This is a genomic window from Streptomyces calidiresistens (assembly GCF_014141525.1).
GTDB classification, from domain to species: Bacteria; Actinomycetota; Actinomycetes; order Streptomycetales; family Streptomycetaceae; genus Streptomyces; species Streptomyces calidiresistens.
Genome location: NZ_VKHS01000039.1, coordinates 1 through 15,457, shown reverse-complemented (window position 1 = coordinate 15,457; position 15,457 = coordinate 1). Strand labels below are relative to the sequence as shown.

Below are 15,457 nucleotides of genomic sequence, written 5' to 3'. Positions count from 1 at the left end.
GGCACCCCCACCGAAACCCCGGCCGGCGAAAGAGTCGAACCCTCAACCCCCTGAACCTGCTTCACGGGGTCAGGAATCAGCGATTCGCGGGGCGCAACGCGAGAAGAAGATCGCACACACTCTCAGAAATCTTTCGCCAGGGACCCTCTTCTCCCAGGAAGGCCACGCTTGGAGCAACAGGAGAAGCCCTGTAATCCAGCACGAAGGGAAGGTCAGGGCCCAGGGTCCCGATGAATACGGTCTTCAACCGCGACATGTAACCGGGTTTGACATACTCGTCGGATGTACCGAAGTAGCATCTCAGGTTTTCTTCATCGAGCTCTTCACGCCACCACTTCGCCATACCCGTCATGCCGGAGATCGAATGAAATCCGGGGCGAACAGGGATCTCTCCGAATACCCTCCCAAGCTCAGGTGAATCGGCCAGTCCCACCCATCTACGATCCTTGATCGCCTCGACCAGGCAGGCCGGGAGGGGCATACCAAGGATCGCCTCATGTGGCACTAAGCCCTCATTCACGCGGAGTTCCCCATCACTCTCTGGGAGCATGTCTCCGATCCTTGCCGCACAACCATCTCACCCGGAATGCATTCCAAAATTGTTGCCAATATAGAGCACCGCCTTCCAGGCTCCTGAGTTCATCCTCAGGAGCGCGGCAGCGCATGTCTCGGCGTGGTCGAAATTACACTTAGTTCGACCAGGGAGATTGGGAAGCACGTGCGACAGAATTTCGCATCAATGCAACCACCTCAAAATGAGGCGATTCATGGAAAAATTTCACTCGGGGTGCAAGCGAATCCATTCCCGAATAAGAGATAGAGCCAACCAATGACCTTCCACAAACGCCATATGCTCGGCGGAAATTCCACTCCCACCTCCCGAACGCCTTCGCGGATCGGCACCTCGAGAAAGAAGATAGGCGGTTGTGTCCACATGGAGAGGTTTACCCGTCTGCACATGCCCATCTATTTCAACATCAATAGAATGATGCAGCAGCGTGAGACCGTCATGCTCTTCATTGACATCCACCCCCCTATCCAGAAGGTCGCGAAGCGCCTCCAAATCCTCCATCTCCACCGCACGATGGGCTGGCGACATATCCATGACCGATACCACTCACCCTGTTGTCACACTTACGCTGACATTCGGAAAGGAGCGCCTAAATTGAGAAACCACAGAACTACACGAAGGGCACATCGGCAACTCCGAGTAAAGATTCACTCTTCCCGAAATTGCACCGGATGAAGGGCCAAGTCGGTTGGCGACATAATTCAACAATTTGATCTCGGTATCAAGGATTCGATTGTTATTACCAGTAGCTTGAGGGATGAAACGCTGAGGGTTCCCCTCAGAGCCAACAAGAGGAACGGTCCCCGGCCGACTTGCTTTCCCGCTCACCGAACGCAATAGATACGACTCTTGCCCATCAATCATTACTTCCACTTCGGCAATATTTCGACTCGCGCTGACCTGACCAGAATTTCGCAAGTCAGCGACTGCTGCTTGAGCCCCACCGCAGTTGTGGACGAGGACGGGGGTGGCGCCCGCGAGGACATGGTACGTGTGGAGGTTGGTGGTGGTGAGGTTGTGGACGGTGGCGCCGGCGGTCCAGCGCTGGACAGCCGTGACCTGGACGTAGGTGCCGGCGCTGGTGCGCAGCCACTGCCCGGCCCGCAGGTCGGTGGCGTCGACCCACTCCCGCAGATCCTCGACCCAGAACGGGTGACGGTCGGTGGCGACGATGTCGAAGGTCTCCGAACCCTCCTCGCCGTCGGTGTCCACCGTGACAGTGACGAGTTGCTTCTCACCCTCGCCGGTGATCTCGGCGGTGACCGTCTCGGCCCGAGTCTCACCGGTCTCCGGATCCGTGGCCAGGATCCGGTCGCCGTTCCGCACCTCCTCGATCGGCTTGGTCGACCCGTCCGCCATCAGCACCAGGGTGCCGGGCACGAAGCTGTTCCTGGTGCAGGAGGGTGCGGCCGTCTCGTTCGCCTTGTTCCCGGACGAACCCCCACTGGAGCCACCACTGCTGCGGGAACTCGCCCCGGTGCTGCCGCCGGGCTTGGAGGAAGCCGCCGGCTTGCTCCCGCCGCCTCCCCCGCCGCCGCGGCTTCCGCCGCTGACGGAAGTCGTGGAGGATTTGGGGTTGGCCCTGGCCGCCGCCTGTTTCTGAACCGGGTTACCGGTCTTCTTCGTGACGGTCACGGCCTTGTTGCTGGTCGTGTTGGCCTTGGCGCTGGCCTTCGCCTTCTTCGCCTGCGCGGCCCTCTTCGACGCCGCCGCAGCTCTCCTCTTGGACGCCAGCGCGGAGCGCTCGGCCGCCCGAGCCCGGGAGAGGATGGCGCTCGCCGCCTGTTTCGCCCGACGCCAGGCCCGAACCGCCGAGATGGCCTTGTTCACCGCCGTGGCGACCTTGCCCAGCTTGAGGACCTTGGTCCAGGGGATCGCCCCCAGGATCAGCTCACCGCAGGCCCACAGGTCACCGCCGAAGCAGCGGATCGCGTCGTTGATGCCCAGGAACTCCGACAGGATGCCCCAGGACGCCGCCAGGATGACGTCCCGCAGGCTCCTCCTGGAGTCGGCCTCCGCCCTCGCGATCTGCGCCGCGCTCAATCCGGCCGCCGCCCACGCCGCGGTCTTCTCCGCCCGGGACAGGCTGATGCTCAGGCCCGTGGGGTCGGAGTGGGTGACCGGGTTGTTGTGGGCGTAGGCGTACCCGTTGGACTGCAACGGATCGCTCAGGTCCAGGATCGGGTCGGCGGACATGAACCGTCCGACCGCCGGGTCGTACAGCCGGGCCCCGAGCTGGATGTAGCCGGTGGAGTCGTCCCGGGTCGCGCCCAGGAAGCCGCTGTGGCTCTGCAGCCTCGCCGAGGTCTCCGCCTGCGCGCGCACCGCCCCGAAGGGGTCCTGCTTGCGCACCCTCACCTGCATACCGGCCGACATGGAGATCTCGGCGTACGGGCTGCCCTGGTGGTCGGAGGTCAGCGCCATCAGGCTGGAGGCACCGGTGCCGTTGGCGGAGCGCAGGACCGCGCCGCCGGTGCCGGCGTAGGTGCGCTGGGTGTTGATCAGCGCACCGCCCTTGTGGACGGTCACCTCCGACTCGTCCAGGTGCAGGGTCGCCTGCCGTTCCTGGATGGTGAGCAGGCGGGTGCCGCCGGGGCCGTAGACGTACCGGGTCTCGCCCTGCGCCTCCCACTGCTGCGCCGTGGAGGAGGCGTTGCAGGCGGTCAGCACCACGGGGGTGTTGTTGGCGGTCTGACCGCCGGAGGCGGCGGCGCACAGCCCGGAGTCGACGTGGCGGAACTGGCCGGCGGCGGTGCGCTGCCAGAGCTGGGCCGTGCTTCCGTCGCACTTCTGGATGCGGACGGCCGCGTTCGCCGCGCCGGAGACGGGTTGCAGACACCGCTCCAGGACCTTGATGGTGCCGGTGTCCGGGTCGGCGTCCGAGGTCGCGGTGAAGCCGAACTTCTGCGCCGAGGTGGCGTTGCAGGAGTAGAGCTGGACGGCCTGGCCGGGCGTGGAGACGCCGGAGGCGACGTCCAGGCACTTGCCGCCGGGCCCGATGTGGGCGACGGCCCCGTTGGCACCCGGGCTCGAGACGCGCTCCACCAGGCCGTCGTGGGTCCACGACAGGGTCTGGGTGTCGCCGTGCTCGGTGACGGAGGTGGTGTTGCCCGCCTCGTCGTAGGTGCGCAGGGCGGCGAGGTCGATGGTCACCGAGCCGTCGGGGCTGGTGACGGTGGTGTCGATGCGGGTGAGGGTGTGCGGCTGGGAGCCGTTGGCCGCGCCGTAGGAGTACTCGACGACGGTGTCCTTGGCGCTGTCGCCGGCGAGGTCGTGGCGGACCAGCCCGGTGCGGTTGCCGAGGTCGTCGTAGCTGTAGGTGTGCCAGTAGCCGGAGTTGTCGGCGCCGGCGGCGACGTTGAGGGTGCCGTCGCCGTAGGAGGGCGCGGGGGCGCTCTTGCCGGTCGCCGTGCAGGAGCCCTGGTTGGCGGAGGTCCACGCCTGCGTCATCCGGCCCAGCGCGTCGTGGGTGAAGCACTGGCGCTCGGCGAGCCGGCCGGCCCGCTCCCGGATGGAGGTGACGTTGCCGGCGGGGTCGTAGGTGTAGGAGCGCCAGGAGGCGAGGAAGTCGGAGACGAGTTCGGTGTCGCCCGACTGCTCGCGGTAGGTGCGGTGCTCCCGGAGGGCGCCGGTGGCCTCGTCGTGGTCGGTGGTGACCCACACCCGGTAGGGGCGGCTGCCGAGGGTGCTGCGCAGCACGTGCCCGTACGGCGAGTAGACGGTCTCGGAGGAGTACCAGTCGGTGCCGGAGGTGGACAGCGGCAGGCCGTCGGCGCTGTAGCGGATGAGGAACTTCTCGCTCGGCAGGGCGCCGATGGCGGGGAGTTGGGTGGACTTCAGCAGACCGGTGTCGGTGTAGGTGTACCGGTAGGTGTAGGAGGTCTGCAGGCCCCGGGTGTCGGCGACGGCCTTCGGGAGGGCCAGGGTGGTGGAGGTCGGCTGGTAGTCGTTGGTGTACCCGCCGACCGACATGGTGTAGGCGAGGCCGTCGGTGTACCGGGTGGCGGTGGCGGGCAGGCCGAGGCCGCCGGTCGCGGTGTCGTAGGTGTAGGCGGCGGTCTGCTCGCCGCCGGTCGCGCCGAGGTATTCGGCGACGGGCCGGGACAGCTCGTCGTACTCGGTGCGGACGGTGACGCCGCGCGAGTCGGTGGAGGTCAGCGGCCGGTCGAGGTGGTCGTAGGTGGTGGTGGCGGTGCCGGTGTCGGGGTCGGTGGCCGAGACCAGGCGACCGCGCCTGTCGTACTCCCGGGTCCAGGTGTTGCGTTCGGTGTCGCGGCCCCGGACGAGGGCGCCGGTGCGGTCGTAGGCGAAGTCGGTGGTGATGAACTTCGTGCGGGCGCGGTCGGTGAAGGTGTCGATGCGGGTGGTGCGGCCGAGGGCGTCGCTGTAGGCGCGGTAGGAAACGCCGCCCTCGGGGTTGATCACGGTGGCGTGGTCGGCGGCGTAGCTGTAGGACACCGCGCGGGCGGGGTCCTCCTGCCCGCTGAAGACGGGGGTCTCGCGCAGCACCCGGCCGAGGCCGTCGTAGGTGTAGCGGGTGGCGTTGGGAACCGGCGCGTCGGGGGTGAAGAGCTTGCCGGAGGGGGTGCCCTCGGCGAAGTAGGCGTTGCGGGACTCGCGGACCTCGCCGGAGCCGTTGTAGATGGTGTCGGTGATCAGCCGGCCGCCGCCGACGGCGGGTTCCTGGCTCTGGCGTTCGCGGCCCAGGCCGTCGTAGATGGTGACGGCGGTGTGCACGGTGCCGTCGTGGCCGCGGTGGCGGGTGGTGATGTAGGGGGGTTCGCGCTCGCCGTCGTCGTCGTTGGCGTCGATGGTGTAGGAGACGCGCACGTCGGGGACGGCGCCGGAGCCGGGGGTGCGGCCGGCGGCCCAGCCCTCGACGAGGCGGCCGAGCGGGTCGTAGACGGCGGTGGAGACGTGGCCGTTGGCGTCGGTGACGCGCAGGCCGACGCCGCGCCCGGGCCGAGTTGTTCTACCTGCCACCCCGTGCCGAGGAGGACGGCCCCGGCGACCTGAACGGCGACGGCCATCCCGACCTGCTCAACATCAACGGGGCCGGACGTCTCCACGGTTACGCGGCCGAGGCCGGGGGCGAGATCTGCTCCGGGATCCAGGCCTCCTACGACTCCGCGAGAAGGCAGAGCCCGCCCGGACACTTCTTCGACCCGCAGACCGGCGAACACGCCCTGATCAGCAAGCACTCCGACTACTACCCCGGCGACGGCCTCACCGACCTGTTCGCCCGCACCCCCGACGGCGGCTTCTGGCTGTACCCGGGAGACGGGTACGGCAGCTTCAATGTCGACAAGCGGGTCAAGATCCTGCTGCCCGACAACGCGCCCGCCCCGAACACCTGGCGGCAGATCAAGGCCGTCGGTGACGTCACCGGGGACAAGAAGCCGGACCTCTTCCTCCGGGCGGGCAACGGCTTCTGGGTCCTGACCGGCTACACCGGCGCGAGCTTCCAGGAGGCCATCCTCATGTGGGGCAGTTCCTGGGAGGGTCGGGAGATCGTCAACGTCGCCGACATCGACAAGGACGGCACCCCCGACCTGCTGTGGCGCAACCCGTCCAACGGGAACATGTACGTCCGCCACGGCAAGCCCGGCCCGGTGGCGGGAAGCGTGGACCTCAAGTCCCTCACGCTCGCCTCGGAATCGCGGAGCGGTGACGTCCAGTACGGCACATCCTGGACGACGGCCAACGTGCCGCTGCTGGTGGGCACCCCCGACACCAACGGCGACGGCGTGCCGGACATCTGGGCCATCCGCGAGGACGGCACCCTGCGGATCTACCACCCCGGCACCACCAACACCGGCTCGCCGGTGAAGACCGTCGCCACCGGCTGGGGGAACGTCAAGTCCCTCGGCTGAGCCGATGCCCCCACCGGGCCCGGCCCCTCGCGTGCGCGGGGGGCCGGGCCCGGTTTCCCCTCCCCCGTGGCCCCGTTGACCGGACCTTTCCCGGACCGGCTTCATCTCGGGCACATCCACCCCTACTTCCATGTGATGGCGCGGTGACAAAGGGTTTGCGGTCCGGGCGCGGCCACGCCCATCCTGACCGGATGCGCCCGAAAACCGCTTACCACGACGGCCTCGGAGACCTCTTCGCCGAGCACGCGGACACCAGCCCGTACAACGCCTGGATCGACCGCCCCGCCCTGCTCGACCTCGCGGGAGAGATGACGGGGCGGAGGATCCTCGACGTGGGCTGCGGAGCCGGCCACCACGCCGCCGGGTTCCTGGCGCGCGGCGCCGAGGTGGTCGGCGTGGACGGCAGCGCCGCCCTGTTGCGGCACACGCGGGCGCGGCTGGGAGAGGGAGTGGAACTGCGACTGCACGACCTGGAACAACCCCTGGACTTCCTCGCCGACACCTCGTTCGACGACGTGGTGTGCGCGTTGATGCTCCACCACATCACCCACCGGAGCGAGCTGCTGTCCGAACTGCGCCGGGTCCTGCGGCCGGGGGGACGGTTGTTGCTCTCCACCACCCACCCAACGGCCGACTGGCTGCACTTCGGGGGCTCATACCACTCCTCGGAGTGGGTGGATCTCAACCTCGGGAGAAGCGGGGCGTCCATCCACTACCAGCGCGCGACGATGGAGGTCCTGCTCCGTGAACTGCTCGGCGCGGGCTTCGTCCTGGACAAGCTGGTGGAACCCCGCCCCGGGTCCGGGCTCCGCGACATCGATCCGGAGCGGTACGAGCGGTTGAGCACCGCCCCGACCCTCCTCGCCCTACGGCTGGTGAAACCGGGGAGCTGACGCCACCGGGACGCGGCCGACGACGGGTGCGTGAGCACCGCAACAGTTGTCCGGGACGGCCGGCGGGGCCGAAAACCCGGCGGGTAGCCTGCCGTTCGGCCCTCCGGGCCCGCTCCGCACCGCCCACCACACCCCGGGAGACGTTCGGCCGTGACACTGCGCACCAAGGGAGCGGCCCTGGCCGCCGCGACCGCCACCGCCCTCCTCCTCACCGCCTGCGGCGGAAGCGGGGACGGGAACGACGCCCCCATCGCCGGCACCGACCAGGGCACCGAGAACACCCCCGAACCCGAGGAAACGACCACCGGGGACGAACCGGAGGACACCGACGGCGACCACCCGGAGATCGAACTCCCCGACGACGTGGAACTCGTCTTCGACTGGGACACCCCCGAGGACCCCGACGAAGCCGCCGCGCTGAAATCCCTGGAAACCTTTCTGAGCGGCACAGCCCTCGCGATAGTGGAGCAGGATCCGGAACATCCCATCTACCGGAATTACTCCTCGGACGGCGCCCAGTCCTATGCCCGAGGGCAGATTCAGGCGTGGATGGACGGAGGTTGGACACTCCACGGCACGGAACGCTACTACGCGTTGGAAGTTTCCCGAACCGACAACTCGGATGATGTATTGGGTTTCCAGTTCTGCATCGACACCACCGAGATGCATGGAAAAGATGTTGATTCCGGGGAGCCCCTGGATCCCACCGACCAAGTGGAGGGCGAAGGCCTCTACAGGTTTCAGTACGTCATGCGCAGTGCCCCCGGCGTGGAAAACTTCTGGCAGGCACAACACGTTGACGCGGAAACGGAGGCGTCTCGGTGCCGATAGCACGCAACACCCCGACGCGGTGCCTACTGATCGGCGGAATGGCAGGAGTCCTCTTCGCGGCAGGCGGAGGAGTTGCCTCCGCCAGTCCGGTGGGGAAGTGGCCTCCGGCCCAGAGCGAGGGGCCATCCGGTGGTGTCGATGATTCCGGTGATCTCTTCGCCGGAGCCGGAGCTCAGGCGATTACGTGGGACGAGAGTCGAAACGGCTCGGGCAGTTCGTCCGGGCCGCTCCGTTCCACCTCACGCAATTGGACACCGCCTCCCTGCTGGTACGCGCCCACATGGAACCCGGACCAGCTGCGGGAACTCGCGGAGGAGAGGTGGGATCCGACCGGTCACACCGGCCACGCCGCCTCGGCCCTGGGGTGGATGTGGCGGCACTATGACGGCGGCAACCCTTACGAGGATTTCAACAGCGAGGAAGCCGGGAACGGCATGTGGTGGGGAGCGGTGCAGAACCCCAACGAGCCGGACATCCTGGAGCGGATGTCGTGCAGCAACATCCCCTTCTGGGTGGAGACCGGCGAGGTGCCCGACGTGGAAAGAGCACTGTCGCCGCTGATCCTGGCGGAGTTGGCGTACGAACGCATCCGAGTGCCGGAAACGAACATCACCCTCAGCCCCGAACGCGAGGACCGACAGGTGGTGAACCTGCCCACCTGGATCTGGGCGGACACCGGGGACTTCTCACCCGTGGCGGTCACCGCGAGCCTGGACGGCTGGGACATCTGGGCCACCACCACCGCCCGCCCCGTCGCCCTGACCATCGAGCCGGGCACCACCGACGCCGACCTCTTCCCCCGCTCCGGCCGCTGCCCGATCAACGACGACGGCTCCATCGGCACCCCCTACACCACCGGCCGCTCCGGCGACGACCCACCCTGCGGCCTGATCTACCGACGCGCCACCCACCACGTCGACTCCTACCCGATGACCGCGAGCATCACCTGGGAGGTCTCCTGGGAAGGCTCGGGCGACACCGGCGACACCCTGCCCACCGCCGTCTTCGACACCACCCACGACATCGAGGTCATGGAAGTCCAAGCCGTCGTCCGCTGACCCACCGCACCGCCACGATGAAGCCGTGCCCCCTCTGCTGCCTCCCCGCCGTGAGCGGCACGGCTCAAAGGCGGTCGATGGCGGTGAGATCGATGTCGATGTCGAGAGTAGGTGTCCGGGACGGCCGGCAGGGCCGAAAACCCGGCGGGTAGCCTGCCGTTCGGCCCTCCGGGCCCGCTCCGCACCGCCCACCACACCCCGGGAGACGTTCGGCCGTGACACTGCGCACCAAGGGAGCGGCCCTGGCCGCCGCGACCGCCACCGCCCTCCTCCTCACCGCCTGCGGCGGAAGCGGGGACGGCAACGACGCCCCCATCGCCGGCACCGACCAGGGCACCGAGAACACCCCCGAACCCGAGGAAACGACCACCGGGGACGAACCGGAGGACACCGACGGCGACCACCCGGAGATCGAACTCCCCGACGACGTGGAACTCGTCTTCGACTGGGACACCCCCGAGGACCCCGACGAAGCCGCCGCGCTGCAAAACGCCCGGAACTTCATAGAAAGTATTGCCTTGGGCGTGGTGGAACAGAACCCTGACCATCCACTCTACAAAGAGTATTCACACCCGACCGGAAATGCGGGAAATCATGCCCGGGACCAGATCTCCATGTGGGTGGATGGCGAATGGACCATGCACGGCACCGATCGCTACTACAATCCTGAATTCAGGACGCTCGACAACGGTGAGTCCCTGGTCATCGAACTATGCATGGACGAGTCCGGGATGGGAGCGAAGAACGCAACCACCGGAGAGCTCTACGAAGGAGAGGAAGACCCCGAAAGGGAAAATTTCCTTGCATACAACCTCCTCATGTCGCCCGCCGTGCACGACCCGGATTTTTGGCAGGTAGCCACTGCTGAGATGGTTCGAGGGGCCGACCGGTGTCGAGAGTGAAAAAAATCAGGTTCCTCGCACCGATTTCCAGCTCGGTTGCACTGGTCCTCTGTGGGGCAAATGCGGCAATGGCCAACCCCTTGCCTTTTGAGCGAGACCAGGCAGGCGGCCAAGAAAAGGGGAGCATCTTCTCCGAAGTGAGTGCGCGGGGAATCACATGGGACGAGAGTCGGAACGGGTCGGGTGGTTCGGTCGGGCCGCTCCGTTCCACCTCGACCGCCTGGTCTCCCCCGCCCTGTTGGTACGCCCCGAGGTGGAACCCGGAGGAACTCCGCGAAGTCGCCGAACGGATCTGGGACCCGAGCACCCAGAGAGGCACGGCCGCCTCGGCCCTGGGCTGGATGTGGCGGCACTACGACGGCGGCAACCCTTACGAGGACTTCAACAGCGAGGAAGCCGGGAACGGCATGTGGTGGGGAGCGGTGCAGAACCCCAACGAGCCGGACATCCTGGCACGCGGGTCGTGCAGCAACATCCCCTTCTGGGTGGAGACCGGCGAGGTGCCCGACGTGGAGGGGGCGCTCTCACCGCTGATCCTGGCGGAGTTGGCGTACGAACGCATCCGGGTCCCGGAAACGAACATCACCCTCAGCCCCGAACGCGAGGACCGACAGGTGGTGAACCTGCCCACCTGGATCTGGGCGGACACCGGGGACTTCTCACCCGTGGCGGTCACCGCGAGCCTGGACGGCTGGGACATCTGGGCCACGGAGGGCTCGGGCGACACCGGCGACACCCTGCCCACCGCCGTCTTCGACACCACCCACGACATCGAGGTCATGGAAGTCCAAGCCGTCGTCCGCTGACCCACCGCACCGCCACGGGCGGGAGGAACCGGCCGGGAAGGGGGCCGAGAGCGCAGGGCACCCGGCTGGTCCCCCGCCCCGCATCGCCGGGGGGGCGGGCTTCGGCCTCTACCCCACGGCGAACGCCTCGGCGGCCGCCTCCCGGCCGGGAGGTGTCATCGGGTGAAGCCCGGAGGGACGATGCGCAGTTTCTCCGCGACGCGGACGAGTGCCTCCTGATCGGCCGGGTCGAGATGGTCGAGGACGAGTCGACGCACCGCCCGGAGGTGGGTGGGCGCCGCCCTGCGCACGACGGCGAAGCCCTCCTCGGTGAGTTCGGCCAGGGTGTAGCGGCCGTCATCCGGGTCGGGGGCCCGCTCGACCCAGCCCCGCTGCTCGAGGCGCTTGATGACGTTGGACAGGCGGGAGAGCGACCCGCTGGCGAGGAAGGCGAGCTCGCCCATGCGCAACTTCCGCCGCGGAGCTTCGGACAGGTGGCTGAGCACGAGGTACTCGAACAGCGTGAGGCCGTGTTCCCGGCGCAGTGGTGACTCGAGCTTGCCCGGCAGGAGGAGGGCGAGTGAGATCAAACCCGTCCACGCTTCCTTCTCCGGGGCATCGAGCCACCTGGGCTCCCCGTCGACCTCGCCCTCATCGGTGCCACCCACAGCCCCTCCCGACCCCGCGACCACACATCACTTTACACATGAAGTCATACCTGGTTGGATTCACTTCAAGCATGAGTTCATGAGTGAAGTGACAAGGAGGGTCATGACCACCGTCACCTTCGGCACCACCCCCGGCTACGGGGAGAAAATGATCGAACTCCTCGGCTACAGCCAGGCCGTCCGCGTCGACAATCGGGTCGAGACGTCGGGCCAAGGAGGCTGGGACGACGACTTCCACATCCCCGACAGCCTCGAGGACGAGATCGTCAGGGCCTTCGACAACGTCGAGCGCACACTCGCCACCGTGGGCGCGAGCTGGAAGGACGTCATCCACATCAACTCGTACCACAAGGTCACACCGGGTGAGGAGGCCATCGGGGAGGATCACAACAGCGTCATGGCCGAGCAGTTCCGTCGACGCCTCGACGGACGCGCTCCCGTCTGGACCCAGACCGGCGTCACCGTCCTCGGGCTCGCCGCCATGCGTGTGGAGATCCGTGTCACCGCCGTCGTCGACACGTCGGACCGAACCGCTTGATCTCCTCGCGTTCCGCCCGGGTCCGACACGGCCCCCCCGCCTCGGAGCCGGTCTGCTTCCATCGGCGCCCCGCCGGTACCGGACCCATCGCCCTGTGTGGTCGGTGCCCGGCCGGTGGCCGGCTTGCCCGCGAGCGTGTGGGCCCGTGGTGGTGAGCATGCCGCGCGGCCGGGAAAGGCGTCAGAGGCGGTCGATGGCGGTGAGGTCGATGTCGTTGTCGAAGGGGACGGGCGGCTTCAGCCGGTCCCGGTGGATGCCGGTGGGGACGTAGGCGCCGGTGGTGGTGTCCGGCTCGGGGCGGTTGCGGCGGCCCAACTTCGGAGCCATCTCCCCCCCACCCCGAAGTGCCCGGGAACAGTGGCGCGCGGACCCGCTTCGAGTGGAAACATCGTCAGCGAGTGGAAGTACTTCTGCGGGCTCGCAAAGACCGGACTCCCGTCGATCGGTTCCGTGTGCGGCGGGAGATCGGGGATGCGGTCGAGGTCCTCGGCGGTGAAGCCGCCCGGTGGGGGAACGGCCCATGCGGGCCGTGGCTCGGCGGCTGTCATCGGAGGTCCCATGGACGGGATCATGACCCGGGAACCGGCGTATCGGCCGCGAAACGACTTCGCCGCCACCCGCACGTGCGGGTGGCGGCGAAGAGGGGTGACGCCGGGGTCACCCCCGGGAGGGACCGCCGGGGCCCGCTCCGGGGGTCACTCCCACTCGATGGTCCCCGGCGGCTTGCTGGTGACGTCGAGGACGACGCGGTTGACGTCGCGGACCTCGTTGGTGATCCGGGTGGAGATGCGGGCCAGCACCTCGTACGGCAGGCGGGACCAGTCGGCGGTCATGGCGTCCTCGGAGGAGACCGGTCGCAGCACGACGGGGTGGCCGTAGGTGCGGCCGTCGCCCTGGACGCCGACGCTGCGCACGTCGGCCAGCAGGACCACCGGGCACTGCCAGATGTCGCGGTCCAGGCCGGCGGCGGTCAGCTCCTCGCGGGCGATGGCGTCGGCCTCGCGCAGCAGCTCCAGGCGGTCGCGGGTGACCTCGCCGACGATGCGGATGCCCAGGCCGGGGCCGGGGAACGGCTGGCGCTGGACGATCTCCTCGGGCAGGCCCAGTTCCTGGCCGACCATCCGGACCTCGTCCTTGAACAGCTTGCGCAGCGGCTCGATGAGCTGGAACTCCAGGTCCTCGGGGAGGCCGCCGACGTTGTGGTGGGACTTGATGTTGGCGGTGCCGGTGCCGCCGCCGGACTCGACGACGTCCGGGTAGAGGGTGCCCTGCACGAGGAAGGCGACGTCCTCACCGGCGTGGTCGGCCTCGGCGACGATCTCGGCCTGGGCCTGCTCGAAGACGCGGATGAACTCGCGGCCGATGATCTTCCGCTTCTCCTCGGGGTCGGTGACCCCGGCGAGGGCGTCGAGGAAGCGCTCGGAGGCGTCGACGACCTTCAGGCGGGCGCCGGTGGCGGCGACGAAGTCCTTCTCGACCTGCTCGGTCTCACCCTTGCGCATGAGGCCGTGGTCGACGTACACGCAGGTGAGGCGGTCGCCGATGGCCTTGTTGACGAGGGCGGCGGCCACCGCGGAGTCCACGCCGCCGGAGAGTCCGCAGATGGCCCGCTTGGTGCCGACCCGCTCGCGAATCGCGGCGACCTGCTCCTCGACGATGGAGCCGGTGGTCCAGGTCGGGGCGATGCCCGCGCCCCGGTACAGGAAGTGCTCCAGCACCTGCTGGCCGTGGGTGGTGTGCATGACCTCGGGGTGGTACTGCACGCCGTACAACCGGCGCTCGTCGTCCTCGAAGGCCGCGACGGGCACGAGGTCGGTGGAGGCGGTGACGGCGAAGCCCTCGGGGGCGGCGGAGCAGGCGTCGCCGTGGGACATCCACACCGTCTGGTCGTCGGGGGTGCCCTCGAAGAGGGTGGAGCCGGACCGGGTGACGGTCAGGGGGGTGCGGCCGTACTCGCGGGCACCGTTGTTGTCGACGGTGCCGCCGAGGGTGCGGGCCATGAGCTGGAAGCCGTAGCACATGCCGAAGACGGGGACCCCGGCCTCGAAGATGGCGCGGTCGATGCCGGGGGCGCCCTCCTCGTAGACGGAGGACGGGCCGCCGGAGAGGATGATCGCGCTCGGGCGGCGGGCCAGCATCTCGTCCACCGGCATGGTGGAGGGGACGACCTCGCTGTAGACCCGGGCCTCCCGGACCCGACGGGCGATGAGCTGGGCGTACTGGGCGCCGAAGTCGACAACCAGGACGGTGTCGGGGGCGGCGGGCGATTCCGACGCCAGGGATTCCACGGATGCCACGGAGCTTGCCTTCCGGCGGTCGAGGGGTTCTGCCCGCGAGTCTACCGGCCGGGTGCCGGCGGTCTCACGATGCGGCCGGGGGCGGGACGGTCCGGGGCGGGGCCGGCATACTCGGTGACATGCTCCACCGCGCGTTCTTTTTCTTCGCCTATGGCACCGGCTCGGCCGGCTGTCGGGCGAAGCGCTGCGTGCGGTAACGACCAGCGACTCTCCGGACGCCCCGGGCCGATCCAGGCCCGGGGCGTCCGTCGTGTGCGGGGGGGACCGGGCCGGGTCGCCGGCGGGGTGTGCGGACCGATGAGGGAGTTCACACCATGACGGTCACCACGAGCAGCACGAGCACCACGGGCGTCACCGGCACCACGGCTGTCCCGGGCACCACGGGCAGTGGCGCCGCCGGCGTCACCCCGGCGGCGCCGACCGGTCCGGCGGTCCCCGCCGGCGGAGGGTCCACGACGGATCGGACGGGGGCCCGCACACCGGCGGCGGCCGGGGAGATCGGCGACGCCCGTCGGCTCATCGACGACCTCGACGAACGGATCATCGGGTTGATCCGGGAGCGCATGGAGGTTTCCGACCGCATTCAGCGGGCGCGGATCGCCTCCGGCGGGCGGCGGGTGCACCTGGCCCGCGAGATGGAGGTCCTGCGGCACTACGGGGACGCCCTCGGTCGCCCCGGCACCGACCTCGCGATGACCCTGTTGGAGTTGGGTCGGGGACGGATCTGAGCCGGGTTCGGCGCGGGCGCGAGGGGGCGCGGGGGGTTTTCCGTGCCCCGGCGTGTGCGACCGGGTGGGGCCGTTCCGCTCGTGGGCGGGACCGGGCGTTGTCACCCGTACGGCACGTGACCGGAACTCCCGGGGGCTCGTTGGGCCGGTTGTCTCCGGAGCGTTGAGACGGTCGGGGCCCCTTCCGGTGTGGCGAAGGGGTCGCGTCGTGGGACCTCGCCCCGGGGCGGTGGCCGGACAGCAGGGGACAGCGGACCGGTCACGAGGAGCGGTCGGCTCCCGGGACGCCGGGGGCCGGCCGTTTCCGTCGGGG

The 15,457-nt window shown here is 68.6% G+C and carries 13 protein-coding genes and 1 pseudogene; 8 read left to right on the top strand and 6 right to left on the bottom strand.

The window, feature by feature from the left end:
• Window positions 1-76: 76 nt before the first annotated feature.
• From FOE67_RS03675 to FOE67_RS03665, 3 genes are all read right to left on the bottom strand, one after another.
• On the bottom strand, window positions 77-550 hold the full coding sequence (locus FOE67_RS03675) for an SMI1/KNR4 family protein (RefSeq protein WP_182660326.1): 474 nt from the start codon (window positions 548-550) through the stop codon (window positions 77-79).
• A gap of 228 nt (window positions 551-778) precedes the next feature.
• Window positions 779-1,072 carry an ankyrin repeat domain-containing protein gene (locus FOE67_RS03670; RefSeq protein WP_438874179.1) on the bottom strand — a complete coding sequence of 98 codons (294 nt, stop codon included), beginning with the start codon at window positions 1,070-1,072 and terminating at the stop codon, window positions 779-781.
• A 45-nt stretch (window positions 1,073-1,117) separates the two neighbouring features.
• A complete protein-coding gene (locus FOE67_RS03665; RefSeq protein ID WP_182660324.1) occupies window positions 1,118-5,554 on the bottom strand; it encodes a ricin-type beta-trefoil lectin domain protein in 4,437 nt (1,478 codons plus the stop codon).
• Here FOE67_RS03665 and FOE67_RS03660 point away from each other — a divergent pair.
• From FOE67_RS03660 to FOE67_RS03635, 6 genes are all read left to right on the top strand, one after another.
• Window positions 5,539-6,444: an FG-GAP repeat domain-containing protein gene (locus FOE67_RS03660; RefSeq protein WP_182660322.1), complete on the top strand. Its 906-nt coding sequence runs from the start codon at window positions 5,539-5,541 to the stop codon at window positions 6,442-6,444. The genes FOE67_RS03665 and FOE67_RS03660 overlap by 16 nt on opposite strands.
• Window positions 6,445-6,635: 191 nt before the next feature.
• The gene (locus tag FOE67_RS03655) at window positions 6,636-7,337 is read left to right on the top strand and encodes a class I SAM-dependent methyltransferase (protein ID WP_182660320.1); all 702 of its coding nucleotides are present in this window, start codon (window positions 6,636-6,638) and stop codon (window positions 7,335-7,337) included.
• Window positions 7,338-7,487: 150 nt separating this feature from the next.
• Window positions 7,488-8,168 carry a hypothetical protein gene (locus tag FOE67_RS03650; RefSeq protein ID WP_182660318.1) on the top strand — a complete coding sequence of 227 codons (681 nt, stop codon included), beginning with the start codon at window positions 7,488-7,490 and terminating at the stop codon, window positions 8,166-8,168.
• Window positions 8,169-8,536: 368 nt separating this feature from the next.
• Window positions 8,537-9,226 carry a hypothetical protein gene (locus tag FOE67_RS03645; protein WP_182660316.1) on the top strand — a complete coding sequence of 230 codons (690 nt, stop codon included), beginning with the start codon at window positions 8,537-8,539 and terminating at the stop codon, window positions 9,224-9,226.
• 215 nt (window positions 9,227-9,441) lie between these two features.
• Entirely contained in the window at window positions 9,442-10,128 is a 687-nt protein-coding gene (locus FOE67_RS03640; protein WP_182660314.1) for a hypothetical protein, read from the top strand.
• A 137-nt stretch (window positions 10,129-10,265) separates the two neighbouring features.
• Window positions 10,266-10,934, top strand: a complete 669-nt coding sequence (locus FOE67_RS03635) for a hypothetical protein (RefSeq protein ID WP_228473506.1) — start codon at window positions 10,266-10,268, stop codon at window positions 10,932-10,934.
• A gap of 155 nt (window positions 10,935-11,089) precedes the next feature.
• Here FOE67_RS03635 and FOE67_RS03630 read toward each other — a convergent pair whose 3' ends face one another.
• On the bottom strand, window positions 11,090-11,581 hold the full coding sequence (locus tag FOE67_RS03630) for a MarR family winged helix-turn-helix transcriptional regulator (RefSeq protein WP_182660310.1): 492 nt from the start codon (window positions 11,579-11,581) through the stop codon (window positions 11,090-11,092).
• Window positions 11,582-11,684: 103 nt separating this feature from the next.
• Here FOE67_RS03630 and FOE67_RS03625 point away from each other — a divergent pair, with 103 nt between their 5' ends.
• Window positions 11,685-12,119 carry a Rid family hydrolase gene (locus tag FOE67_RS03625; protein WP_182660308.1) on the top strand — a complete coding sequence of 145 codons (435 nt, stop codon included), beginning with the start codon at window positions 11,685-11,687 and terminating at the stop codon, window positions 12,117-12,119.
• Window positions 12,120-12,299: 180 nt separating this feature from the next.
• Here the strand turns inward: FOE67_RS03625 and FOE67_RS03620 are convergent.
• Window positions 12,300-12,679: pseudogene (locus FOE67_RS03620) on the bottom strand (hypothetical protein).
• A 135-nt stretch (window positions 12,680-12,814) separates the two neighbouring features.
• Entirely contained in the window at window positions 12,815-14,398 is a 1,584-nt protein-coding gene (gene guaA / locus FOE67_RS03615) for a glutamine-hydrolyzing GMP synthase (protein ID WP_182660328.1), read from the bottom strand.
• A gap of 332 nt (window positions 14,399-14,730) precedes the next feature.
• Here guaA and FOE67_RS03610 point away from each other — a divergent pair, with 332 nt between their 5' ends.
• A complete protein-coding gene (locus tag FOE67_RS03610) occupies window positions 14,731-15,144 on the top strand; it encodes a chorismate mutase (RefSeq protein WP_182660306.1) in 414 nt (137 codons plus the stop codon).
• The last annotated feature ends 313 nt before the right edge of the window (window positions 15,145-15,457 follow it).